A 24,545-nucleotide genomic window follows, 5' to 3' on the forward strand; every position below is an offset into this window, starting at 1 on the left:
AATAGATCCACGGTGTCCGGGTGTGTCAGAAAAAGTGATGCCGGCTGCAGTCCCAAACGCGGCCTTTGGAAACGACAGTTCCGGGGGGACCGTGATGATCGAGGATTTTCAAACGGGATCATACATCACAGGTGGTTGATGAACAGGGATTACGCATCTCTTCTTCCAGGATCTTATACCCGGTCACCACCAGTGCGACCAACACGGGGCCGACGATGAAACCCAGGATTCCCATGAATGGGAGGCCGGCAAAGATGCCGATCATCATCAGCACCGGGTTGATGGCGACTCTCTTCCCCATCATCACCGGCCGGTAATAGAAATCGATCCATCCACTTAAGAGTGGATATCCGATGAACACCGTAATGGCCGCACCCTTCATATCCCCTGTGGCGATCAGGTAGAGGGTCATGAGAAGAATGATGAATTGGGCCCCAATGAGAGGGATCAGCATGCCGAGTCCTATTATGGTGGCGAACAGGATCACGTTTCCATAGCCGAGCACCATGAAGAATGGTATGGCAAGGATAAAGGAGAGGATCGCAGCCGATATCTGGATGATGATGAGCGAGTAGATGGTATCTCCTGAAATTCTGGCCATCTTTTCCACGGCAGATGCCAGTTTGGGGGAGAGGTTGCAGGTCAATGTGCCCCAGATACTCTCCCCGAAATAGAGGAGCATCGAGAGGGAGAGGAAGAAGATCACAACCTGAATCAGGAGCTGCAGCAGGTTGCTGGTCATTCCTATGATCGACTCCAGCATCGACTTGATCAGCATTTGAGGGATGCTGGAGAGTTGACTGGCTATGGACGATGGGAGAAATGAGGATATGCCGGCATTTTGAATGCCCATCACCAGCGACGTGATCATGGAACCGATCTCACCACTGTTGGCCAGGAGCACGTTCATCGATACCGATACCACCAGGATGACTGTACAGAGGATCATGATGGTAATGAGCGCTGCAGAGATCGATGGTTTGAGACGACGCGATAATCTTTTTTGGAGTGGCATGAATGCAACGGCAAGGGCGACGGCCCATACGATCACCGTCATCAACGGCCAGAATGCAAAGACGGCCACAAGAAAGATCGCACTGATAAGGAGCCACAGTTTCTGCTCTTCAGTGATCAGGGTTATCTCCATATATCTCATCTATTCGAGGAGTGAAGTGAAAAATGTATGGAACTTGAAGATCGGAGGATCTCTTTCGTTTAACTCGCTCACGAATTCTCCTGATCCCGGCAACCCTACGAGCATCACCCGTGCTCGTCATCACGGTCACGTACCACCCGGCCGGCTCTTCGACGCCATCATTCCACCTGCATGCCCCTCTTCGATCACGATGTGCCGGCCCAGGGTGGTCACCATGCTCTCGGATGGTTAGGATTCCCTTTCCTCTCCATGGCACCGGGTCCGCACCGACACCGCTGGTGGGAATCGGTCCCTCATCGGGAACTGAGGGGCCGGGTCGTTCTCTTCGTTTTCTGATTCGAATGCGATCGGGTACTCGAGGAGACCGGCTTTGTTCAGAACGGCGAGATCTGTGGAGGGGATGGCACGGAGGAGGGAACGGTCCGGTTCGCGCCTGATCGATGGGGATGAGCCTGGTCCTTCACGCATCTCCTGCAGAGCCGGGTGGGGACCGGATAGATATGATTCAAACGGCCAGGTGCCGCCAAAGGTCCAATCATCGGTTTTCTGCAAAATCCCTTCTGTTTCATTCAGGCGTTTGTCCCTCTTTTTCGAATTCCTGCAGGATTCTCTTAAAATCTTCTTTCTCGATCTCCAGGAGACCGAACCGGAATGCATACCCCCATGACTTTTTGTTCCGGATGAAATGGAGATCTTCGATGAGCGGCTCGATCTTGACCTCTCCCGTGTACAGGTACTTCACATCTCTTCGGAACGGTTTGAAGTCTGGCGTCATCTCCACCTGCACAATCTCCTCGCCTGCAATGGTCCCCAACGCCGTGAATGCATGGAGCGGGTCATCCCCTCCCAGCACCCTCTTTGGGGAGTAGTACACAATGGAATCACCGGCATGCATCCGGGCTAAACCGGATCGTTTCCCATGTCCTGTCTGGGCAAATCCGCCTTTGACGCCAACCATCACGTGTTCTCTGGACGCCACAATGATCCAAAAGTGGGGAATGTTCATCTCTCTCAACAATTTTTATTCATTGTTTTGTATGAAGAGTAATCACATACCCATCGGGATCTGCGAGAATCAGCATCTCTCCAAATGGTCCCATCGTCGGGGGTTGAATTATTCGTATTCCGGTTTCTTTAGCGTTTTCAAAGATGTCTTTTACATCTGGAAGATAAAACCAGAGCCCTATTCCAAAGCCTACCTGTGATACCTGATTCAGATCTACAAGCGGTTTGCGTATAGCAAAAATTGCACCCATGCCTGTAGAGAAAACTACTGCATCAGGACGGGTTTCATCCTCTACACGAAAGCCGAGATTATCGTGATAAAACTTTTTTGAGAGGGATATATCCCGGACCTGTAACGAAACAAAATCGAGACTTGTTGGATTTTCTTTTAGTTTTTTTGACATCTGTTTCACCTTCCCATTGATTTTTGGTCATGCGTCAGTGTTCCTTAAAACTACATAAAGGAAGTATATGTTACTCAATTTCAGTATTCCTACAGTTAATAGAATCTGAAATCTCTGGAGTATGAGTGATGAGAGAACGTGTCGATTATCATGATTTGGACCACCCCCGGTTGCAGTACTTAACTAATTTTTTCAGTGTCTTTAATAATTCATCAGCGCTTCGAGTCTCCTTCAGATATACAGGGTTTCTGAGGGCCGGAATTTTCAACATGGCCTAAAAGCTAATCGTACGGCCTCCCAGACAAACAACTGGAACTGATCAAATCTGAACGCGTCCATCTTGATGGTTCCCAGATGAAAAAAGTGTTCTGGACGATGTTTGTTTCGATGACCGGGCTGGTTTTGGCGAGGGTGCTGGACCCGAAGACGGCACGGTTGATGGTGGGTGAATGTAAGTATCAGGGCAAATGCCCATTAATAATTAATTTTTTATAGATTTTATGGATATAATTTGACTGGTTCTGTCGCGTTATCGGGACCTTTTAACCAGACAACATTAATCGATTACGACGATATTCTTTTCTTTAAGTCCCGTTAATGCAACAGTACCTTAATTGTCATTGCTTTGTCGTTTTATTTTATTATCGGCATCCTGAAGGATACCGTCGAGATCTTCGAGCAACTGACTAAGTTTAATGGGGTCTACTTCCACTGGCTCGGACAACCCCTCACAGACAGTATTGGATCCAAGGTAGATTACACTCCATATCCCGAGAATCTTCAAAACCGGAATCAGTTTTTCACCTGACTGCGTAAGCGAATATTCAACCTTCGCGGGGACTACTGCATAGACTGTCCTTGTGATTATACCGTCGTGCTCCATCTCACGGAGTTGTTTAACGAGCATCCTCTCGCTGATTGCCGGAAGTTTACGAGAGATCTCGTTATACCGCTGAGTCCCGTCCTTTAATGCAATAACGATCAGCAGTTTCCACTTCCCTCCGATCACATTAAGTGCAGCCTCGATCCATCGCCAAAAATCCTTGTTCTTCGTCATCACAGTCACTTTCTATTTTGTTAGCACCGGCTAAAATTGTTAGTATCCACTATAAATTGACATACATTGGATCTTTGTAGTGAAGAAATACAAAAAAATGGAGTTGAAGGATTATGGAGATAGTGCCTGGAATTCACCAAGTCGATGGTGTAAATGGTAATTGTTTTATTATTGTTCGGGACGATCTAACACTTATAGATACGGGAATGCCCAAAAACAGCGCAAAAATTGTAAACTATATTCAGGATATTCTTAAACGTAAACCAACAGATATCAAAACGATCGTCCTGACACACTTTCATATCGATCACGTGGGCGACGCCAGCGATCTCAAAAAACTTAGCGGTGCGAAGGTGGCCATTCATGAAGCGGATGCGGACTATGTTGCCGGCAGAAAAACCCAGCCTGTACCGGGAGGTGTTAAGGGAATGATCTTTAAAGTCCTCATCCCCTTGTTTTTTGGATCACGACCTGTTGAACCGGATATAGAGCTCAACGACGGTGATACCATCGCTGGTCTCACCGTCATTCATACACCCGGACATACTCCGGGAAGTATTTGTCTTTTTGATCAGGCATCAAATGTTCTGTTTGCAGGGGATCTATTGAGGTTTAACGGCAGTAAAATCGAAATTGGAGTGGTGCCATTAGACACAAGTGAGGTACAACAATCAATCAATAAAATCGCCGCACTTGATTTTGCTATCATGCTGTCGGGACATGGAATACCTCTTAGACCCGATGCATCGGTAAAGGTCCGGGAGTTTGCAAAGAGAGATATTCGAAAAAATGGATTCCCGGGAAAATGAAAAGGAAGACTCTGAAAATATTTGAAGAGGGTCCTAAGAATTTAAACGGGACCTCGTACCCTGTCTATCGCACTACACATAGATCAGCTGACAAAGCGTTTTAACAGCCTCATGGCTGTAGATAAAATTTCATTTGATTCGAACACGGGGAGATCTGACAGCATGTCAATTAAAATTTGATTGTTCTCTTATTTCCTCCAATTGAAGATTTAAATGGAACATCATTCGCCGATTTCCGGAGATGAAGAATGAATAAATCCAACTCACCTCAACCCACAAAAAGTGAAAAAGCGTTCGATTGGCGTTTTGTAACACCTCTCTATATCGGCTCCGCACTAAATCCTGTCAACAGTTCGTTCATTGCCACTGCGCTGGTGCCAATAGCAGCGGCCATCAACGTTCCGGTCGGACAGACTGCTGTTCTGGTCGCAGCACTCTATATGGCATGTATCGTTGCCCAGCCGGCAGCCGGAAAATTATCTGAGGCATGTGGGCCACGGCGGGTGTTCCTTGCAGGTATTCTCGCTGTACTGGTTGGAGGAGTGCTGGGTGGCTCAGGCCATGACCTCGCAACGTTGATCATATCGCGGGTCCTGATTGGTGTGGGCACCTCGACCGGCTATCCTTCGGCAATGCTTTTGATCCGACAGCGGGCCGAATCGGCCGGGCTGACCGAGCCCCCGGGAGGAGTGCTTGGCGGCCTTGTGATAGCGGGAATGGCGACTGCGGTTATAGGTCTGCCCATTGGCGGATTCCTCGTCGGCGCCTGGGGCTGGCAGAGCGTGTTTTTTATTAACGTCCCGCTGGCTCTCGTAGCACTCATTATGGCTGTGTCCTGGATCCTCCGGGACCCGCCAAGCAGGAGTACAAAGACGCTCCGTACCCTGGCAGCCCGCATCGATCTGGCCGGCATCACGGTCTTTAGTGGCGTGATGCTTTCCCTCCTGGTCTTTCTCATGTCATTGCCAGATCCGGATTGGGTTGTTTTAGGCGTAGCTGTTCTGCTCGTTTTGGCCTTTGTCTGGTGGGAAGGACAGGTGAGTCAACCTTTTATTGACCTCCGCCTGTTGGCAACGAACCGGCCATTGATACTCACCTATGTGCGCTTTGCCCTTGCATCGCTGTGCGTCTACACCGTAATGTATGGTGTCACGCAATGGCTTCAGATCGACAAAAATATTCCATCCGCTGATGTCGGATTCATCATTTTGCCAATGAGTCTCATATCCATTGTGCTTGCGTGGCCGGTATCGCGGCTGAACCTCGTGCGCACTCCCCTTATTGCGTCCGCCGTTGCCTGCTTGATAGGGTCTGTGGGTGTACTTTTATTTACCACGGCGACTCCACTAATCTGGATAGTTGTAGTCACTGCGATCTTCGGGATTACCATGGGGATGTGCACCAGTGCGAACCAGACAGCCTTTTACACCCAGGTCACCGCAGATCAGATCGGTACCGCTTCAGGCCTGTTCCGTACCTTTGGGTATTTGGGCTCGATTACATCGTCGGCCCTTATCGCGATATTCTTTAATCCAAATGTCAGCGATCAGAGCCTGCATTCAATTGCTGCCGTTATGGTGATCCTGAGCGTTGTGGGGCTGCTTATTGTCATTGTCGACAGGAAAATCATGGTGCTGGCAAAAGTATAGCGGGTTTTCTCATGATGATTAATCACTAATTACCTTAATGTCTGAACTGGTTCTATGTACTGCTATGGATTTAAGGGATCTATTTGCTCAGTTTATCGAACGGTACAAATATGTTACTATTGAGGCAGATAAGATTGAAATGGAAACGATTGGCTCTTGTGATCTTACCCTCAACCAGTTCTATTATTTACGGGGCATCCAGCGCAACGACAGTATCACCCTAACCGAACTTGCCCAAAAACTCGGTGTCTCAAAACCTTCGGCCAACGCCGCGATTACAAAACTCATGAAGGACGGGTTTGTTGTCCGGACCCGGTCCGATGTTGATCAGCGCAAATTTCTCCTGACCCTGAGCGAAAAAGGTTGTCAGGTTTTTAAACACAAACAGCGGGTTTTTGAGGCATTCATAGAGCTGATTGAGAAAAACACAACAGAAAACCAGCAAAAAACCCTTATCAAATCATTTCGGATTATGATTGAGTGCTCATCAGAGAAGAAAGAGTGAATCAACAAATTAGTTTGTTAGTCTAACAAACTATTTATCCTGTCCATGCGTACTATTTGGTATGCAAAGCAAACGATTCAAATCTGGTATGAGAAAAATTGAAGAAACTGACGACAATGCCGATCTCACATTTTCAGGATGGGTATCCTTGTGATCGGAATAACCGTTGATCGTGATCTCTGCACCCGGTGCGGGATCTGTTCGGAGGTTTGCACGACGCAGATTATAGCACGGGCTGATAACGATACTGCGCTTCCGGAAATCCCGTCCTCGAAGGAGGCAGGGTGTCTGTCCTGCGGGCATTGCGAAGTGTTCTGTCCGACAGGGGCGCTGACCCGCGAACACAAGGAAGGTGTGCACCTTCAAAGTGCAGCAGCACCCGGATCAGTCAGTCCGGAGACATTAGGTACCTACCTCAAAAGTCGCCGTTCGGTCCGGGTATACCGTCCCGAACCGGTGGCCAATGAAACCCTCATGCAGATCCTCAAAAACGCCCGCTATGCTGCGACCGGGAGTAATTACCAGCCTGTCGAATGGGTAGTCGTGAACGGTGCTGAAAAAGTCCATACCATAGCCGCACTTACGATGGATTATTTACAGGAATCGGGGAAAAGTGATCATCCTATCAGTCAATACATCCCTTTACTCACTGAATACTGGAATAACGGGATCGATATTGTCTGCCGGGGTGCCCCGGTTCTTATCTGCGCCCATGTTCCCACGGGCACGGCGGATACCACAGGTCTGGTACAGACCGACGCGATCATCGCACTTACTCATGTCGATATTTGTGCCCCGGCGTTCGGACTCGGAACGTGCTGGGCTGGCCGGCTGGTCAGTGTTGCCCAGAATTACAGCCCCCTAAGTGAAGCCCTCCACATCCCGGACGACCGCAGGGTTGCCGGCGCGTTGTTGGCCGGGTATCCAAAGTATAAGCCGGTGCGCATCCCGGAGCGCAGCAAACCCCTCAAAGTGACGTGGTTATAATGAGAGTTATAGCGGTTCTGATGAGTTGTCGTATCAGGATTTGGAGTGATTCCTTTTAATCCTTATATCGTAAATTTTTTTTTCACATTTCCACATGGTCCCGTTAATCTATCAAAACCCCTCTGTCGATTATTTGGGAATGCCAGACTTTCGTGCCCATACCGTGAAAACCATGTCACTGACGTAGACTAAATTGGCTTTTGTCCGTTCGTCAAAAAGGCGTTGTTCGAGGGTTTCGAGATCGATTTCCTCTTCAGTGGCAACACCTGCCTTAATGATCCGGGGGAACATCGCTCGGATGATAGCTACTGTTGGGTACTGCGTGCGAGGAGTCTGGATGATCGCCTCGGCTCGTACATGTTCTAAGGTAAGCCCAGCCTGTTCGAAGAGAAGTGGAAGGTTAAAACCGATATGAATATCGGCGCCTTCATACTCGATAGTTTTCCTGATCCAAGTGCTTACCTGCTCCTGGAGCGGCAGGGGTTTCAGCCGGCCCGGCACCATCGTTGCATCATGTTCCACAAAAGCGACAACCCCCCCGGGTCGCAATGCTGCAGCAATTTTTCGGATGGCATCAACCGGCTCGGGCAGATACGTGATCACACGCCGGCCGACAGCAGCATCGAATGGGCCGAGTCCGGGCGATATCGCGCAAATATCCCCCTTGATGAATGTGATATTTGAGAGATGGAGCTTACGCACACGTTCCCGTGCTATCTCAAGTGAAGGTCCGTCCCGATCGATGCCGGTGATCTTCCCATCCTTGCCAACCAGTTTCGCGAGCAGGAGCGAGACGTCGCCGCTCCCGCAGCCAACATCAAGAACACGCATCCCGGGACCTATTCCTGCATCGACTAACAGACGTACAGTCATTTCGTCAACGGAATCTATCAGCGATACCTTGTGAGCTGGCTCCTGAATTGTCTTCTCACCTCGAAGGGCTTCGTTAGACATCAATTCCTTATATCATCTCAGGAGTATATTATTTCTTTTTCTGATTCATCCAAAATCTGCATTCAAACGTATCTTTCACAGGGTTATCATTTCCCCGTATTGACGTCACCGTCGTAACCAAGTCACCGCAGATCAGATCAGTATCGCCTCAGAACTGTTCCGTACCTCTGGGTATTTTGGTTCGATTACATCGTCGGCCCTTATCGCGATATTCTTTAATCTAAATGTCAGCGATCAGAGCCTGCATTCAATTGCTGCAATTATGGTGATCCTCAGCGTTGTGGGACTGCTTATTGTTATTGCCGACAGGAAAATCATGGTGCTGGCAAACGTATAGCGGGTTTTCTTCTATACAGTATGACACATACGATCGATTCAATTTCATTTCCTTTTATCGTCTTCGACAAACAGGAGAGTTAGTTTTCAATGCAATCGGAAGAAGAACGATATACGCTCAAATGATCTTAAGAGGATGTCCTGCGAAGTCCTTTGAGGTAAGAAGATTATTCCGAAGTCTGCCCGGAACCTATCACTGACAGACTCTGTCGATGACATGACCCGGCGAATGCTCATCGACGCAGGCTGAGGGAAGATCGTCGACCCGCACGCTTCGTGCACCTTCGGCGCGCTCGCACCTGTTTCGTGGGCCGGCTCTGTCGTCAGGTCTGATACCTGGCTATTGATGCAGATTTTAATATCTTCCGCGCTAAAATGAATAGAGCAAATTTTCAATAAGGAAATTTGTGAATATTCAACCAGAACAATATCCACCCCCGTAGTGTAGCGGTCAATCATGCAGGACTTTGGATCCGGCGACCCCGGTTCGAATCCGGGCGGGGGTATTCGTTTTTGATTTTTTCTTTTTCTGTGGGTTTATTTTCGGTTTATACTTCCATATGTCGTTCTAATGACTGGCGCACTTTAGATATCTTCTCGTTCAGTGATACCAAAATAATTACCGATTCCTTCTGATCTAAAGGTACGATAATTAATGTCCTATCATGGTCTACGATGCCGGCATGTTTCCCGATTAGATTCTTGCACGTGTTCTTTGGGAACATCAGAATAATGTATTTGTAGATATTCTTCGGCTCTTATTTCTTGAATTGGATAACATCAACCTTCACGATGGTTGATACTCGATTACCAGAAAAAAGTATTCATCCTTCTTAATTATAATGGAAAAATATAACGTCTTTGACTTCTGATTTTCAACCGTGACGTTTCATGGATTTTATTGATGATATTTGTACTTTTTCCAAGAAGATACCCACAATAGCAGAGAGCATCAAGACTGAGGAGGCGACCAAGACGGCCTTGGTGATGCCGTTCATTCAGATGCTTGGGTACAATGTCTTCGATCCGACTGAGGTATGCCCTGAATTCGTTGCCGATGTCGGCATCAAGAAAGGCGAAAAGGTTGATTATTGCATCTACAACAATGGGGAACCAACACTGTTGTTTGAGGTTAAACCAGTGTATTTTGACCTATCTACAGCCCACGCGTCTCAATTGTATCGATATTTTACAGTGACTCCTGCCCGGATTGGAATTTTGACCAATGGTGTAGTTTATAAATTCTTCACGGATCTTGACAAACCAAACACTATGGATGAACGTCCATTCCTTGAAATCAATCTTCTCGAACCTAAGGAATCTTCGTTACAGGAATTGAAGAAATTCACAAAGGCAGGATTCAACCTCGAGGATATCGATAGTGTCGCTTCTGAATTAAAATATACACGAGAAATTAAGCAAATCCTTCTTGATCAATCTACTTCACCTACACCAGAGTTTGTTAAGTTCTTTGCCAAGCCTGTTTATGGTCGTCCATTGATGCCATCGGTGATGGAGAAATTTACCCCCATCGTAAAAACAGCCTTTGCTCAATTCATTAATGAGCGTATAAACGATCGGTTGAAGTCGGCAATGGCCCCAGAACCCGCTCCTCTCCCTGTTGAGCCGATATCTGATGTTACCAAAGATGAACCGGATATAATCACAACCGCTGAAGAATTGGAATCATATTACATAATCAAGGCAATTGTAAGAGAATCTGTTGACCCTTCAAAGATCACGCTTAGGGATGCCAAGAGTTACTGTGCTATCCTCTATGAAAATAATAATCGCAAACCAATATGCCGCCTCTATTACAATTCTCCAAAGAAGAAAATTGGACTATTTGATAGTCCGGAAGGAACTGAAGAGCGTATTCCCCTTGGTTCACCCGATGATCTATTCACATATGCATCCCGATTACGAACAACAGTTGAAAAATTTACAACGGTAAAACAATAAATTTATTACCTATATATCCAGTTTTTCGAGTATCGATAATATTTCCGGATGACCAGAGCCCTCCGACGGCTTGAGACGTTTACGGTTCAAAGCCGCACGTTTTTAAAATTGCAGCGTTTTTATGATTTAATTATTATTTCCAGATCCATTATAACGTCATATATTGAGATATAAAAAGAGAGATTTTCACGAGACGCGTGTAATGGACGATATACCAAAGAGGCCTCTATCGGGGTGCGCCCTCTATTTTACCCCGCCAGATCCGCCATAGACGATCGATCGCGACCAGGTTGGCTGCAACGAATGCCTAGAGGAGGACCCGTGAGTGATAGGGAGGCTCCAGTCCCGATCGAATAACCAGACCGCTGGCACCAACATGGCGGCATCGACCTACTGAGATATTGTATGATCCACTGATGCAAGGGGTAATAAAAGACAAGAATTTTCTTTCAAACCTCGCCGGGGAAGTAGCGGATCACATGGTAATTGAGAAGAAAAATTCAGATGATCGTAAAAAAACACTTTCACCCCACTTACCACCAGTATCAATGTTAACTCCTCCAAATCTCACTCTATGGATAGAATTGAACTGGAATTTTTGAAGTTCTTACAAACAGACGATGGGTTACCCGTTCTTGAGGAATTGACCCAGTTAGTGGTACTTAAACTCAAATCCAATATAGAATGAATCAATAAGCATATCCTCTATTTTTATTCTCAAAAAATCATTTAGAAATATTAAACACCTCTCATAACAATTTTCATTAATGAAATGTCCTCACTGCGGCCAGGAGATCCCGGACCACAGTAAAATCTGTTCTTACTGCCAAAGGATAGTTGAAACCCCTTCTGGCAACGCAATACTCCCATCAACAAAAATTTGTCACGTTTGTGGGAAAATAAACTCGAAGGAAGCTTTATTCTGCATGGGCTGTGGGGCAAATCTTCAAGAGAATTTGTCTGGAATATCATCACCAATCCCGCCGCCACCCACCACACAAGGAGCCCCACGTAACCCTCCGACCTCGGGGGGAGGTGTAGGGAGATTCATCAAAATTGGGTTAATGGGGATCGGAGCGCTTGTAGTGTTTATAATAGTCTGCATTATTATTGCTGCGTTCGTTTTCGGGAGTACAGGTACAACCCACCCCGCATCGACGGCAACATCTGTTTCCGGGGCAGCAGTAACAACGATTGCAGCGCACACAACGGCCAGCACCTCAAGCATGGTGGATTTTTCCAAGGTGACTCATATCTCTGCAAGTACTATCCAAAAACATTGGAGTTCTGGGGCTGGTTATGATGGCATCACCGTTCATGCTGATCTACGAGATAGTAGCGATGCGACGATAAAATGGAGTGGCACCACCCTCCCGGTGGACATTCAAATCTATTCAACGAAATTCGATAGCAATTACAAGAAAGTCAAAGATAAACTTGTATATCAAGGAACTGGACAGATAACATCCTGGGTAGATGGTAATATGTTTATGGGTGGGGGAATTAAAGTTCCGTACTCATCCATGAATGTCCCAGCCGGCGAACAATACGGATGGACCATCGTAACCGTTCACACCCCTGATGGGAAAACATATGCTGATACAGATCAGATCACCGCACTAACACCATAATCCCTTTTTTATTTGGGCTGTGGGAGATCACCCGAATCAATCAGATGCTGAAGATAATCTATCATATCTTTTGCTCGTCGTGCACTCTCCATATCAAGTTCTCCTTCTTCTGCTGCGGCCTCCTCACTCAGCCCCTGCCCGCATTCGAGCAGTAATCGATCCCCGGTCCGTTGAGTGTGTGGCATCTCGGGCAGACAGTCGGCCGGAGTGCATCGGATAGGCTCTCCTCTTTCACCACGAGGCCGGCTCTTTGAGAGGAATTCGGCATCGATCTCTTTCTCGGCAAGGTGAACGTAGGTCCTGAACATCTCAGTGTCTAGGTTTCCTCACAGAGACATCTTGATTACAGATTCTTGATACCCCTCTGCGACCATGTGTGTCGCTCGGGACTTTCTAAATAAATGGGCATAAATCCATTTGGTAATGCCGGCGAGGTCGGCCGCACGTTTGATTGTGCGATCCACAGTAATGTCAATAATCTCCCGACGGGTACGATCAATAAAAACCTTAGAATTCCCTTCTGGTTGACCTGGATAAATGTTTTTCCAGGCCAATACGCAATCTTTAGCACTGACCATCCGACTATACCTGATCTGTTTACTCTTGGTGTCATGGATGTAGACCTTCACCACCAGTTCGTCAAATATCAGGTCTTTCCATTCCATTCGGGCGAGTTCCCCGACCCGACACCCCGTTTCGTAGAGAGTGAAGATCAATGCTTTATCTTTGGTACTCAGACAGTTATCCTGGATAAGAGAGATTTCGATCTCTCCTCTGGTCCGGCCGCCGTCCGGGATGAAGAACGGAGCGATCAGTAAGGATTCACCCGTTACCTGTCTCGGACTAAATCCACGAGCGGGCGGTCTCATGATGGGCGTGTTCAAAAGGTGACAGGTGACAGGCAGTGACACCTGTTTTGTAATCCTTCTTCATGGGAGTACACATGAGAAGTTATCCAAAAAAGGTGTCACTCCCTGTCACCTGTCACCAGAGAGGAGAGGGTGTGCTGATACCTCAAATCGCCTTCCCGGTCCTTGAACTCAAATTCTTCCTTCGTTTCCAAGGTTTTTGGTCTGATCCAGGTGATTGCCCGGGCGCTCGCCCCCGGGGATACCGGACCCGCCTCACCTTCGGCACGGTGGGCTGTCTCCACTCCGCCGGCTCCACAACGCAGACCGGATGGTCGGGTCGCCCGGGTTGGACGCGGACCCTCTGGCATACTCGCCCGCCCTTCTGCCGGAGGACCTCAGCCCGCCTGATGGCAGGACGTCGGCCCCGCCTCCGGTGGAGCGTCGCCGGCACAATTATCCTGATTCTCTCCCGGCCCTCTCTGATCAAAAGATCAAAGATAGCCGGGCTTTGTGTATCCAAAAATATGTATCAGCCTTATTACAGGAGGTCCCGGAGAATCAACGGAAAAGGCTAACATGAAAGCCAGCATTTTAAAGATAATCCAGGTGATTCAGAATGAAACCTTCGTATTTTATGTATCTAGTCTGTGCCCTGCTGATCCTTTTGAGCATCATCCCGGCCGTTTCAGCCGATGGGGGGTATGTGTACTCCACACAATGGGGCAGGTACGGCTCGGGGGACGGGCAGTTCAATTACCCCTGTGGTGTCGGCGTGGACAGCGCCGGCAACGTCTACGTGGCTGATACGTTTAACAACCAGACCCAGAAGTTCACGTCGACCGGCGGATTCATCACCCGCTGGAACGGTTCCGCCTCGGCAGGCGGAGCGTTCTATTATCCATGTGGTGTCGCATTTGACAGCGCCGGCAACGTCTACGTGGCCGACGAGTACAACGACCAGATCCAGAAGTTCACCGCGACCGGTGGATTCATCACCAGCTGGAACGGTTCTGCCTCAGCCGGTGGAGCGTTCAATAAGCCCGGTGGTGTCGCAGTGGACAGCGTCGGGAACGTCTACGTGGCTGATTCTGCTAACAACCAGATCCAGAAGTTCACATCGACCGGCGGATTCATCACCAGCTGGAACGGTTCCGCCTCGGCAGGCGGAGCGTTCGAGTATCCCGGTGGTGTCGCGGTGGACAGCGCCGGCAACGTCTACGTGGCTGATACGTTTAACGGCCAGATCCAGAAGTTCACGTCGACCGGCGAATTCATCACCAGGTGGAACGGTTCCGCCTCTGCAGGCGGAGTCTTCGATAAGCCGAGTGGCGTCGCCGTGGATAGCGCCGGCAATGTCTACGTGGCAGATTGGGGTAATAACTGGGTCCAGAAGTTCACATCGACCGGCGGATTCATCACCGGTTGGAACGGTTCCGGCCTGGCAGGTGGAGCGTTCCAGTATCCCGTTAGTATCGCGGTGGACAGCACCGGCAATGTCTATGTCGCCGACTACGGCAACAACCGGATCCAGAAGTTCGCTCCTGCCGGCACGACCCCGGTGGTGATCGTCCCTGGCGGGTCAGCCATCCCGCACGACCTCAACAATGACGGGCTCTATGAGGACGTCAATGGCAACGGGGTCCTCGACTTCGACGACGTGGTCCTCTTCTTCGACCAGATGGATTGGATCGCCACAAATGAACCGGTCAGTGCGTTCGACTTCAACAAGAACGGCCAGATCGATTTCAATGATATCGTTATCCTGTTCAACGAACTCTAGGGATTGAAATGGATCCCTCCCTGGATTCCGGGGGGAGCAAGCGGACTCAAACTTATAATTGGGAAAAACACAGTCCCCTCGATTGGAATGTCAGTGTTCGCCGGTAATGATCGTCAATTATAGTTGAAAAGATATTATCAAGGTGAAAACGAATGAAAAGCCAATCAGAGCAGAAAGAATCTCAGTCAAAGTGGTCGGCAGCAGATCTTTGCCTGCCGATCTACCTCGATCAACTCATCGTCTTTGATATGCTGGCGGTTCTTGAAAGAATTGTTAAATTAATGGAATTGGCGAAAGTGTTCCAGAATCCTTCAACGACACAAGCGGTGCCCAAAAGAGGGAAAATCAGTAATAATCAGCATCCCTCTATCGCCAATCCTCAGGAAGAAATGTATCAGCAGTTAAGAAATTTTCACGAACAGATGACTAAGTCTGATTCCATTGAAGTTAAGGGAAAAAGTGTTATCTCTCCAGAAATAAGCGTTGTAATTTCAATGAATCGCAATTCATTCGTAAAAAATGAGTCTGAGTTTATTGGAAATATTTTCACAATCTTTGGTAAAGTAGCTAATGTTATCACATCCAATGAGAATGGCAGCATTAACCTCCTATCACGGACACCACTTGCCGGCTTCAATAACAGTGAAATCCAGAAAATGTTCAATAGATTCGATGAAGCAAAGGAAAAGGGTATTGATCTTCCAGAAGTTATTACTGAAGTCGAAGGGCCAGCTTTGCAGATAATCCCAATCGCTGCATTTCTATAAATATTACCTCATTTTTTAGTAATGTGAGAGATCAACCATTGAATCCACTCCATACCTCGATGAACCAAAGATTGGGATTCGGTTCAATCTATAGATGAAACATAACTAATACCATCGTAACGAGGTGCTGATCACGAAGAGGAACTTATATCACGGAGTATGGATTCTTTCAGTTCCATGTTCGACAACGTCCCAAACTCTGGGTTGTGAGTGCTGTTGATCTGGATTCGCCGGCTGAAGCAGATTCATTCTGGTTCATTTATGGTACGGTCAGAATTGACCTTTTTTTCGTCCGGATCTCCTGGTTGAATTCAAGATTTTTTCACAACACGTCCGGCACGCTACCAACCTCATCCAGCATCGACCGGCCCGGTCCCGACCGACCCACATCTACAGATAGGACCGTCGACGCGATTGTCTTCGTCGTCCGGATCCCACTGATCCTCATCGACAACCGGATGAAGACAGCGGGAGCAGATCCTCTCGCCTCGTCGTCGAGAACGAGCCGGCATCCCCCCTGAGCGATCAGCCGGCCGCCCAGACCATCAGCTTGATAGCGCTCTCCGGGAGGCCGTGCATACCTGCGCTTTGAGAACGGGCACCACCATGATCCGATCAAAGTACGTGACAGCCCATGAGATCGATGGCACCGATGTGATCATCATATTCAAAGAGCCGGCCGGTTTTCAGTCATCGAATGAAGAGATCTGTGCCGGGTATGATGCATGAGAACGACAATGAGAGGTATAACCAGAAATCAGAACAGAATGGTCGAACGCTTCTTCGGGAGGTTACGAGAATCACCGGTCGGTTTTTCGTTTCGAAGATTGTAGTGGCCAAAACAACGATACAGGGATATTTTAAGAAGGAAAAAAGCTAATGGGAACCAGTCAAAGGCGTAGCGAGGTGACTGAATGCCAACAAGTAAGAAACAGATGGTAAAATTGAATCAGGTGAAGAAGGCTAAGGCAGAAGAACTCTCGAAGCAGGCTGCTGCGGGTAGTGATGCCGCCAAGAAGAAACTGAAGAAACTCGAAAAAAAGCTCAAGTGATCTCCCGGGAAGCTGCCTCCCTCATTTTTATGGGTCTCTGCGGCTTTCGGTGGGAGACGTTTTATACATAATTTCCTTTTCTCGATAGTGAGCACCACATATAATTGAACTTCATCAATTCCTTCATGATTCGGGGAGATCTGCTCGAAGTGTATTCCCTGAACTCATCTCTAAACTCTCCAAAGAGGATACACAGGCGATGATGATCAGCCCTCGAAATGATACTTTGAGTCGTTCCTATCCGGGTGAGATCGTTCTGAATGCCTTGATCCAGTTAAAGATCTGATCATAACTCCCCTGAGTACTGAGGAACAGGTGAAATCCGGATAGAGCAGATGCGATCGCATCCTGGATTATTGCTGGTGCCGTCATGATCAACCCGGGCATGAGGTGTGAACCCAAAAGCGCCCTTCGGGGGATTTTTGTCGACCGGCATCGATGGCCTGGAAGAATATCTGGAACTCAACACAATGGTGGAGTGCAACGGTGGAAATAAAAGATCTGGACTCTTCCTTATTACAGAATATATTTCTATTTAACCCGGAAATTGCACATTCCGGGCAATACCTCATTCACCATTACACAACCCCCATAACGATCTGATAACCATGATAGAAACCAGGGATTCCAATCAACCAGACCTCCCTCCACTCGGATACAACACCCGGCATATCATCCTCGCGATTGTCCTCGTCGGTTTATTCATGTGCGTGCTCGACGTCCAGATCGTTGCGATCGCTCTGCCTACCCTTATGCAATCTCTCGGTGCAGGGATCGGAGAAGTCCAGTGGATCGCAACCGGATACGTGATTGTGGTCCTTGCCACCGTGCTGCTCTTCGGATCGCTCTCCCATTCTCTGGGCAACGGAAGACTCTTCAAGGCAGGGCTCCTGCTCTTCACCCTCAGTTCTCTGGGTTGCGGTCTTTCCCAATCGATCCCGGAACTGATCCTCTTCCGGATTCTCCAGGCGGTGGGGGCATCGATGCTGATGGGTGTCTCTGTGGCAATCATCATACAGGTCTTCCCTCCGGGCGAACAGGGCCGGGCAATGGGATATTATACCGCCGTGATCGCGCTCGGCCTGATCGTCGGCCCCAGTGCCGGAGGGTTTATCGTCGACCTCCTCAGCTGGCCGTTCATCTTCCTTGTCAATGTGCCGATCGGCCTTGTCCTCCTCGTCTGTACTCTGCGATACCTCACGGTCGACAGGGATCCGCCGGCCGTTCAGCACTTTGACTACCACGGGGCATTCTTCCTCATCGGTCTGATGGCGTCGCTTTCCCTCGCCCTGAACACGCTCTCGAACCCTCCGATCCGACTGGATTTTTTCGGCATCTGGTCCGGCATCTTCCTTCTCCTGCTCATCGCATTTGTTGCGCGTGAACGGTCCGTGGACAACCCGATCCTTCCGATAACGATCTTCTGCAAACGGTCGTTTCTCCTACCGACAATAAGCCTGATCCTGTACATCATGGCAGTTTTCCTCCTTCTGACGATCCAGCCGTTCTACTTTGAGTACGTGATGGGTCTCCGGCCATCGCATATCGGTCTCATTGCCCTGATCCTGCCACTCTCGATGTTGTTTGCCTCTCCAGTCTTTGGCTGGTTGTACGATCGGTACCGGTCGTCGCGATATCCGTTCATAGGGATTGTGATCGTGGGTAGTGCATTCCTTGGATGCGGCGCTGCATTCTCCTGCATGGACTTCGGACTGATTATTGCCCTATTCATCATCGGCGGAATATCCCGTTCAATCTATCAGGGACCCAACAGTATCGAGATCATGACAGCACTCCCGCCGGCACAGCAGGGAATCGGTTCGAGTCTTCTCACTGCTCTCCAGTATCTCGGTATCCTGCTGGGGATCTCGTTCGCGACCTTCCTCATGACCGCCCAACTGGATGTGGCCGGCTATAGTGAGTTGACCGATGCCGGCCCGACGTTCCTCGCGGCGATCTTCGGGAACTGTTTGTACATTGCCGGTCTTCTCTGCCTGGCTGGGGCTGTCTGTGAGTATAAAGTCTGAATGGATTTTTTTACCTCCCGTACATTATAATTTGGAGAAGTAAGCATCCAGAAAATTTATTGAGCTTTGATTCCGGGATAACTGCGCCGGAGTATCGTCGTTCGTTCGTCTGGTGGATCGCCGGCAAGGTGGCGTCTCTGCTGGGTTGACGGTGAAAAATTGTGAACGCCATGATTTCGACGCCAGGGGAGGCGGACATCGCTGCCATCGATTGCAGCGATCTCCCTGATTTCGGTGGCAGGACGCACGGTTCTGGTGTGTTTTCGGGACCAATCATTAGTCGACACTTATGGTACCGTTCATTTTTATTCAGTCCTGTCAACGCACCAGCACCGACACGGTCCGAACCATCCACCCGGACGCTGTGTGCATCATTTCGGTTTATGAACGCTGGTACGGTCGATCTGTTTCTGACTGGATGATCTGAGCGGCCATCTCACCGATGTAGGTCACCGGCGCCATGGTATGCCCGCGATTCACCTGCGGCATGATAGACGCATCCGCAACACGCAGCCCTTCCACGCCACGGACCCGCAGATGGGAATCCACCACAGCCATGGGGTCTTTTTCGAGATCGCCGATACGAGCGGTGCCCACCGGATGGAATACGGTGCTTGCTTCATTGCGAATGAAGGCTTCGATATCAGCGTCGCTTGCGTCCAGGGCGGGATGCACCATCTCCGTATAGGGTGAAAGGGCTGTGGTTTGGGTGAGCTGCAATGCATAACGAATGCCTTTGATAAACCTCTTCATATCAGACGGGTCGTCGAAGTAGTTCGGATCGATGAGGGGCTTGTCATGCGGGTCCCCCGAAGCCAGCAGGACAGTTCCCCTGCTCTTCGGTATCATAAGAATCACCGGGAAGGAGTATCCGCTTCTTTCGGCGATATTTTCCACTCCTGCGAACTCTTTTTCAGAACCATTCGCGGTATGGACATACTGCAGAATCATTTCAAAGTCCGGACCGGTGTGGGTTCCATCGCTGGATACCAGACCGGCCGCCGGGCCGGGATAGTAACAGGCAGGCCCGGTCTGCTCTTTTCGCCACTGCGCCAGAGACTCATCGCTGATAGGGTTGAAATGAGTATCTGGAATGGGTACAGAAGAGAGGGCCCGGACGTTGACCATCAGATGATCGTTGAGGTTTTCGCCGACACCCGGAACATCTGCAACCACCGGTATGCCGTGCCTGGCCAGTTCCTTTTTGGGCCCGACTCCTGATAATTTCAGGATCTGTGCCGTGTTGAAACTGCCCGCCGAAAGAATGACCTCGGCACGCGCCTCGACCTGCTGCAGTTCGCCCTTATATTCGACTTCGACGCCTACCGCCCGGTTTTCTTTAAAGATAACTTTTCGGACAAAGGTGTCGGTCTGAACGGTCAGGTTGGGCCTTTTGCGGACTTCTTCGGACAAATAACTGTCGGCAGGGGTGTGCCGGACCCTGTTGATGTAATCTTTCTGGACGATATCCGCACAATACGGATCTTCAGCCTGAAAATCTCCGATGTCGCCAAACCCGGCTTCTTTAAACGCGTCAAACTGGGTCTGAGTAAATTCTGACGGATATGCTGAATCTTCCAGATGTACCATGCCGCCCTTTCCCCGGTACCTGGTCGGTCCTAGATCAGTATCCTCAATTTTTTGGAACATCTTCAGTGCCTTTTCATAATTCCAACCCTTGGCGCCCTGCTGCTCCCAAAAATCGTAGTCTTCCCTGGTCCCCCTCATCCAGAATCCGACGTTGATTGCCGAAGATCCCCCGACAACACGACCCCGGGGAGCGTAGATCTTCCGGTTGTTTAAGCCCTTTTGCGGTTCAGTCTCATACTGCCAGTCGTAATCGGTCCCCCAAACCTTAAAGAAGGCTCCCGGTGCCCGGGAGATATCGTTGATATTCTCCCCACCTGCCTCCAGCAATAGAACGGAGACATGGGGGTCTTCACTCAGTCTGGATGCTACGATCGGTCCGGATGTACCGGCCCCTACAATGATATAGTCGTAAATCTGCTTCATCATCGATCCTTCTTTCTTCTGCATGATTGAGTAGTGGTAGCGTCTCCAGGGTACAGTAGGTTCTTTCTTATCTACGGTTGATGGTGAATTTTTCACCTCAGAAGAATTTTTATTCCAACTTCAGACGCACCAGAACCCATCTGACACACTGGACCGCCAGGTTTTTCCTTCTCGCTGGAGAAGACAACCCTTCTTTGTGGATCGTCTGGGTTGAACATAATATTTTTGTAACTTATACGTGGGTATATGTCACAGTCAAACGAATGCAACGCCGGTTTCATCCTTGTTCTCGCGGATGTTTCGCTCGCAGCAGACTCCGATCCATGGGTACGTTTCCAAAGGTTCTGTTGACTCGGCGAGGGATTGAGATTTTTTCAGGTGTTGCAATATTGATCCTATCCCAACTCGTTACCAGAGCAGGTAACTCTGGACAAATGTCTTATCATAACGCTGCCTGGAGTTGTACTGTCTCATGAGCAATCAGACCGAAAGCGAGCAAAAAACTATAGTACCAGGTTATTTTAAGAGAAAAGCCGGTGCTGTTGCGTTAACGGGACTTAATAAAAATGATCTCGTGATAACAGATCATTGTTGATTATTTTAAAGTCCCGACAACGCGACAGAACCGTTATGGAGAATTCCCGGTCCATTCAGGGTTAGCCCACATAATGTTGAAGGCATTATTGATGGCTTTCGTCACCATCTCGTTCTCGATCCAGAGCGCGACCAGGTTGCCCTGATCCACCGACTCTTCTTCAGACATCGGGAACATCATCAGCATCTCCTTGCTGTCAATCGTGAGGGTCCGGATGAATGGTTCAGGGGCTATCTGGAAGTCCTTTGTCAACCGGGAAAAGGATTCGCGGACATCGAGAATATTCTCCTTCGTACGCACCGGGTTGTTCGACGAGATACGGAGAATGACGCCTCTTCGTTTTGCAGCGTCGAGCTGCTGCTTGATCGGTTCGAGTTCCTCCGGGTAATACAGGGTGCCAAACAGATAGAGGCTCGTCCTTGCCCGCCTCATCATATCAGCCGTTTTTATTGCAATATTGCCAATACCCCGTACAATATTGGTCTTGGGGAGATATGCCTCTGTCCGTTTCTCGTAGGTCATGGTAAACTCGTTGGCCATCTGATCGATATCGGCAAGGAGGGCAGACTTTCGGCTGCCGATAGCATCGCCGGGACAGACCGGCGTGATCTTTCCGGGTCTCCCCTTCTCGACGGTGATCCAGTGCTGGCGTTCAAGTCGCTTGATGGTATCGTAGATCTTGGTGCGGGGGATCCCGGCCTCTTCGGCAAGAGTAAACGGGGTCGTACTTCCGATCTGAGCCAGGACTGCGTAGGCTTTTGCCTCGTATGTGGTCAACCCCAGGGTCTGGAGCAGTGTGATCGTCTTCTGGTCAATGGTCATTGTACGATGTATTACACCATTTACCCGTATATAAGTTACAAAATAATTAATAGTCCCCATGGCCATTCACGATCGTAAAAAGGTGAAGAACCATTGTTCGTAGAAGAAAATATGTGTCTCATGCAGATGCTGGACGATACCGAAAACGCCCAAGGCTGGGCACAGTAGCATACCATGACAGAGACTGAGAAAAAATCCGGAGAACCGGAAAACAACTCCATGAAGATCACGGTCACAAAAAACGGCCCCTATATCGTGACCGGTTGCGTCCCGCTTATTCTGATGGAGATCTGCAACGATGACGAGGGCTACTGCCGGACCTGGCGTGAGGTAAAGCGGTTTCCCGTACAGGAGACCTATGCCCTCTGCCGGTGCGGCCATTCCCAGAACAAACCCTTTTGCACGGGGATGCATGCGAAGATCGGTTTTGACGGTACCGAGACTGCGGGAAACGAGCCCTGGCTCCGGCACCCGCGGATCATCCGGGGCCCGGATCTCGAACTGCTCGATTATGAGAATCTCTGCGTGCATGCCCGATTCTGTATGCGGGCAGGCGGGATCTGGAATCTCACCGAACAGTCGGACATCCCGGAGGCCAGGGAGATTGCCATCGAGGAGGCCTGCAACTGCCCATCCGGAAGGCTTGTCATGAAGGACAGAGAGAGCGGGAAAACTATTGAGCCTGATCTGGAGAAATCGATCGTTATCATTGAGTACCCGCCGCGTGGGGAGCACGGGCCACTCTGGGTACGGGGTGGTATCCCGGTGCTATCCGCCAACGGAACGCCTTACAAGGTCAGGAACCGGCTCACGCTCTGCCGGTGCGGGAAATCTGAAAACTGGCCGTTCTGCGATGGGAACCATGTACAGAACTGAGAAAAAAAAGATTGTTTACGAAGGTCTGATTGTATGAGTTTTGTCACCGTTGCTAAGACCGGGGAAATACCTCCCGGGACCATGAAACATATTGAGATTGCAGAAAAAGAACTGTGTATCGCCAATGTCGAGGGGGAGTTCTATGCTATTGGAGATCGGTGCGGTCACGAGAATGCAAGTCTTGCAAAGGGCACGTTGGAGGGGACATTGGTCATCTGCCCTATGCACTCTTCAAAATTTGATATAACTACGGGAAAAAAAGTGGCCGGGCCGGTTCTTGAGCTGGCCGGTATCACCAAGAAATTCGGCGGATGTCCTGAACACGTGAGAAAAGAGATGGGGGAGATGTTTGAGGGTATTACTGCAGCGCAGAGCTCGATCAAGACATATGATCTACCAACCTATGATGTGAAAATAGACGGCGAAAATGTCCTGGTGAACGTGTAAGAACATCGAGCATAGAATCGTCCTGTTTGGATTTGTATAATCAAGAAAGGAGGATTGATGAACTATGGAAAAGGAACTCAACAGGATGAGAGAGTGAAATAGCATCTAAAGACCTTTGTCGACCTGGGGGAACCTGCTCGACATATCCATGACCTGCGTGAACGTCTATACGACGCCTCCCGAAGAAGAATGTTTCCCGGCACAAAAGGGTTTATCCTTTTATGGATGGATGCCGGCCGGTTTGATGGGTGAAGATAGGTCCTGTCGCTGAACGATGCACAGCAGCTGTTCGTATTCTTTTTTGCGATCTACTTCTACATGATCATCGATCGTTCCCATGCCATGTACCAGTCATGGGATACCTATTCTGCTTGGAGGAGAAAATCCCATAATCTCAACCGTCTTCTCGCAGCATGGCTGATACTGATCATCCTACCCTCTACGATTAACATTGGGGGACGCCCGAACTGCACCAACGTCAACTCTGGCAGAACCACAGATAGGAACGCAGTGGCAATGTTGAAACTGGGAGTTATGTCATGAGGAGTCTGTTGCATGTGTGGGGGGTTGATGTGAAATCTCAACGAGGTGCAGGATCGGTCATCAACCATCACCGTATCAAACTGCATTTCACCCATGGCTCGGTAATGGAATGCTGCTATCCCTTTTTTTGAGAATTAACCGCTCGCGTACTTTGATTACAACGGCACCCGTTGGAGTCGACTTCGCCGACATTGTTGCCCTCTTCAATGATCAGACAGAGGATATGGTGAGCTCCTGCGTTTTCTGTTTATCAGAAGGTTTGGATACAGATCGGGGGTTGACAGCTGGAGTTATTCATCTCATAAAAAAAGGGGGGA

At 49.1% G+C, this 24,545-nt stretch carries 24 protein-coding genes and 1 tRNA gene; 14 read left to right on the plus strand and 11 right to left on the minus strand.

Annotation, left to right across the window (positions count from 1 at the left end):
• Positions 1-118: 118 nt before the first annotated feature.
• From MPAL_RS06295 to MPAL_RS06315, 5 genes are all read right to left on the minus strand, one after another.
• Positions 119-1,147, minus strand: coding sequence for an AI-2E family transporter (locus MPAL_RS06295; protein WP_048145219.1), 1,029 nt, complete (start codon positions 1,145-1,147; stop codon positions 119-121).
• 237 nt (positions 1,148-1,384) lie between these two features.
• Complete coding sequence (locus MPAL_RS06300; protein WP_148208163.1) at positions 1,385-1,624, minus strand: hypothetical protein; 240 nt, start codon at positions 1,622-1,624, stop codon at positions 1,385-1,387.
• A 97-nt stretch (positions 1,625-1,721) separates the two neighbouring features.
• Positions 1,722-2,162: an EVE domain-containing protein gene (locus tag MPAL_RS06305; protein WP_012617914.1), complete on the minus strand. Its 441-nt coding sequence runs from the start codon at positions 2,160-2,162 to the stop codon at positions 1,722-1,724.
• Between the two features lie 19 nt (positions 2,163-2,181).
• The gene (locus MPAL_RS06310; protein ID WP_012617915.1) at positions 2,182-2,565 is read right to left on the minus strand and encodes a VOC family protein; all 384 of its coding nucleotides are present in this window, start codon (positions 2,563-2,565) and stop codon (positions 2,182-2,184) included.
• 610 nt (positions 2,566-3,175) lie between these two features.
• Positions 3,176-3,622 (minus strand): winged helix-turn-helix transcriptional regulator, encoded by a 447-nt coding sequence (locus MPAL_RS06315; RefSeq protein ID WP_012617916.1) that lies wholly within the window; start codon positions 3,620-3,622, stop codon positions 3,176-3,178.
• A 113-nt stretch (positions 3,623-3,735) separates the two neighbouring features.
• Between MPAL_RS06315 and MPAL_RS06320 the strand changes: the two genes are divergently transcribed.
• The 4 genes from MPAL_RS06320 to MPAL_RS06335 all read left to right on the plus strand — a co-directional run bounded on the left by MPAL_RS06320 (position 3,736) and on the right by MPAL_RS06335 (position 7,572).
• A complete protein-coding gene (locus MPAL_RS06320; RefSeq protein ID WP_012617917.1) occupies positions 3,736-4,431 on the plus strand; it encodes an MBL fold metallo-hydrolase in 696 nt (231 codons plus the stop codon).
• A 248-nt stretch (positions 4,432-4,679) separates the two neighbouring features.
• On the plus strand, positions 4,680-6,080 hold the full coding sequence (locus tag MPAL_RS06325) for an MFS transporter (protein WP_012617918.1): 1,401 nt from the start codon (positions 4,680-4,682) through the stop codon (positions 6,078-6,080).
• Positions 6,081-6,117: 37 nt separating this feature from the next.
• Positions 6,118-6,585 carry a MarR family winged helix-turn-helix transcriptional regulator gene (locus tag MPAL_RS06330; protein WP_048145222.1) on the plus strand — a complete coding sequence of 156 codons (468 nt, stop codon included), beginning with the start codon at positions 6,118-6,120 and terminating at the stop codon, positions 6,583-6,585.
• Positions 6,586-6,723: 138 nt separating this feature from the next.
• Positions 6,724-7,572, plus strand: coding sequence for a nitroreductase family protein (locus tag MPAL_RS06335; RefSeq protein WP_012617920.1), 849 nt, complete (start codon positions 6,724-6,726; stop codon positions 7,570-7,572).
• Positions 7,573-7,701: 129 nt separating this feature from the next.
• Here the strand turns inward: MPAL_RS06335 and MPAL_RS06340 are convergent, their stop codons facing one another.
• Positions 7,702-8,526 carry a methyltransferase domain-containing protein gene (locus MPAL_RS06340; RefSeq protein ID WP_012617921.1) on the minus strand — a complete coding sequence of 275 codons (825 nt, stop codon included), beginning with the start codon at positions 8,524-8,526 and terminating at the stop codon, positions 7,702-7,704.
• A 769-nt stretch (positions 8,527-9,295) separates the two neighbouring features.
• Between MPAL_RS06340 and MPAL_RS06350 the strand changes: the two genes are divergently transcribed.
• From MPAL_RS06350 to MPAL_RS15075, 4 genes are all read left to right on the plus strand, one after another.
• Positions 9,296-9,368: transfer RNA gene (locus tag MPAL_RS06350), tRNA-Gln, on the plus strand.
• Between the two features lie 385 nt (positions 9,369-9,753).
• Positions 9,754-10,824 carry a type I restriction endonuclease gene (locus tag MPAL_RS06355; RefSeq protein ID WP_012617922.1) on the plus strand — a complete coding sequence of 357 codons (1,071 nt, stop codon included), beginning with the start codon at positions 9,754-9,756 and terminating at the stop codon, positions 10,822-10,824.
• 416 nt (positions 10,825-11,240) lie between these two features.
• A complete protein-coding gene (locus tag MPAL_RS16235; RefSeq protein ID WP_158303639.1) occupies positions 11,241-11,426 on the plus strand; it encodes a hypothetical protein in 186 nt (61 codons plus the stop codon).
• A 165-nt stretch (positions 11,427-11,591) separates the two neighbouring features.
• On the plus strand, positions 11,592-12,455 hold the full coding sequence (locus MPAL_RS15075; protein WP_012617923.1) for a zinc ribbon domain-containing protein: 864 nt from the start codon (positions 11,592-11,594) through the stop codon (positions 12,453-12,455).
• An 8-nt stretch (positions 12,456-12,463) separates the two neighbouring features.
• On the opposite strand, the gene MPAL_RS06370 is transcribed toward MPAL_RS15075, so the two are convergent.
• Together MPAL_RS06370 and MPAL_RS06375 are read right to left on the minus strand one after the other, a co-directional pair.
• The gene (locus MPAL_RS06370) at positions 12,464-12,763 is read right to left on the minus strand and encodes a hypothetical protein (protein ID WP_048145226.1); all 300 of its coding nucleotides are present in this window, start codon (positions 12,761-12,763) and stop codon (positions 12,464-12,466) included.
• Between the two features lie 18 nt (positions 12,764-12,781).
• Complete coding sequence (locus MPAL_RS06375) at positions 12,782-13,324, minus strand: tyrosine-type recombinase/integrase (RefSeq protein ID WP_012617924.1); 543 nt, start codon at positions 13,322-13,324, stop codon at positions 12,782-12,784.
• 598 nt (positions 13,325-13,922) lie between these two features.
• Between MPAL_RS06375 and MPAL_RS06385 the strand changes: the two genes are divergently transcribed.
• Together MPAL_RS06385 and MPAL_RS06390 are read left to right on the plus strand one after the other, a co-directional pair.
• The gene (locus tag MPAL_RS06385; RefSeq protein ID WP_012617926.1) at positions 13,923-15,086 is read left to right on the plus strand and encodes a hypothetical protein; all 1,164 of its coding nucleotides are present in this window, start codon (positions 13,923-13,925) and stop codon (positions 15,084-15,086) included.
• Positions 15,087-15,238: 152 nt separating this feature from the next.
• The gene (locus MPAL_RS06390) at positions 15,239-15,853 is read left to right on the plus strand and encodes a DUF6414 family protein (RefSeq protein WP_012617927.1); all 615 of its coding nucleotides are present in this window, start codon (positions 15,239-15,241) and stop codon (positions 15,851-15,853) included.
• Positions 15,854-16,175: 322 nt separating this feature from the next.
• On the opposite strand, the gene MPAL_RS15760 is transcribed toward MPAL_RS06390, so the two are convergent.
• Positions 16,176-16,472 (minus strand): hypothetical protein, encoded by a 297-nt coding sequence (locus tag MPAL_RS15760; RefSeq protein WP_148208164.1) that lies wholly within the window; start codon positions 16,470-16,472, stop codon positions 16,176-16,178.
• 295 nt (positions 16,473-16,767) lie between these two features.
• Between MPAL_RS15760 and MPAL_RS16450 the strand changes: the two genes are divergently transcribed.
• Positions 16,768-16,905 (plus strand): hypothetical protein, encoded by a 138-nt coding sequence (locus MPAL_RS16450; RefSeq protein ID WP_012617930.1) that lies wholly within the window; start codon positions 16,768-16,770, stop codon positions 16,903-16,905.
• 608 nt (positions 16,906-17,513) lie between these two features.
• Positions 17,514-18,932 carry an MFS transporter gene (locus MPAL_RS06400; protein WP_012617931.1) on the plus strand — a complete coding sequence of 473 codons (1,419 nt, stop codon included), beginning with the start codon at positions 17,514-17,516 and terminating at the stop codon, positions 18,930-18,932.
• Positions 18,933-19,313: 381 nt separating this feature from the next.
• Here the strand turns inward: MPAL_RS06400 and MPAL_RS06410 are convergent, their stop codons facing one another.
• The gene (locus MPAL_RS06410) at positions 19,314-20,969 is read right to left on the minus strand and encodes a GMC family oxidoreductase (protein ID WP_052292208.1); all 1,656 of its coding nucleotides are present in this window, start codon (positions 20,967-20,969) and stop codon (positions 19,314-19,316) included.
• A 604-nt stretch (positions 20,970-21,573) separates the two neighbouring features.
• Complete coding sequence (locus MPAL_RS06415) at positions 21,574-22,362, minus strand: TrmB family transcriptional regulator (protein WP_012617933.1); 789 nt, start codon at positions 22,360-22,362, stop codon at positions 21,574-21,576.
• A gap of 174 nt (positions 22,363-22,536) precedes the next feature.
• On the opposite strand from MPAL_RS06415, the gene MPAL_RS06420 reads away from it, so the two are divergent.
• Both MPAL_RS06420 and MPAL_RS06425 read left to right on the plus strand, forming a co-directional pair.
• On the plus strand, positions 22,537-23,238 hold the full coding sequence (locus MPAL_RS06420) for a CDGSH iron-sulfur domain-containing protein (RefSeq protein WP_012617934.1): 702 nt from the start codon (positions 22,537-22,539) through the stop codon (positions 23,236-23,238).
• A gap of 33 nt (positions 23,239-23,271) precedes the next feature.
• Complete coding sequence (locus tag MPAL_RS06425; RefSeq protein WP_012617935.1) at positions 23,272-23,685, plus strand: Rieske (2Fe-2S) protein; 414 nt, start codon at positions 23,272-23,274, stop codon at positions 23,683-23,685.
• Positions 23,686-24,545: the final 860 nt, after the last annotated feature.

The organism is Methanosphaerula palustris E1-9c (assembly GCF_000021965.1).
In the GTDB taxonomy this organism is placed as follows: Archaea; Halobacteriota; Methanomicrobia; order Methanomicrobiales; family Methanospirillaceae; genus Methanosphaerula; species Methanosphaerula palustris.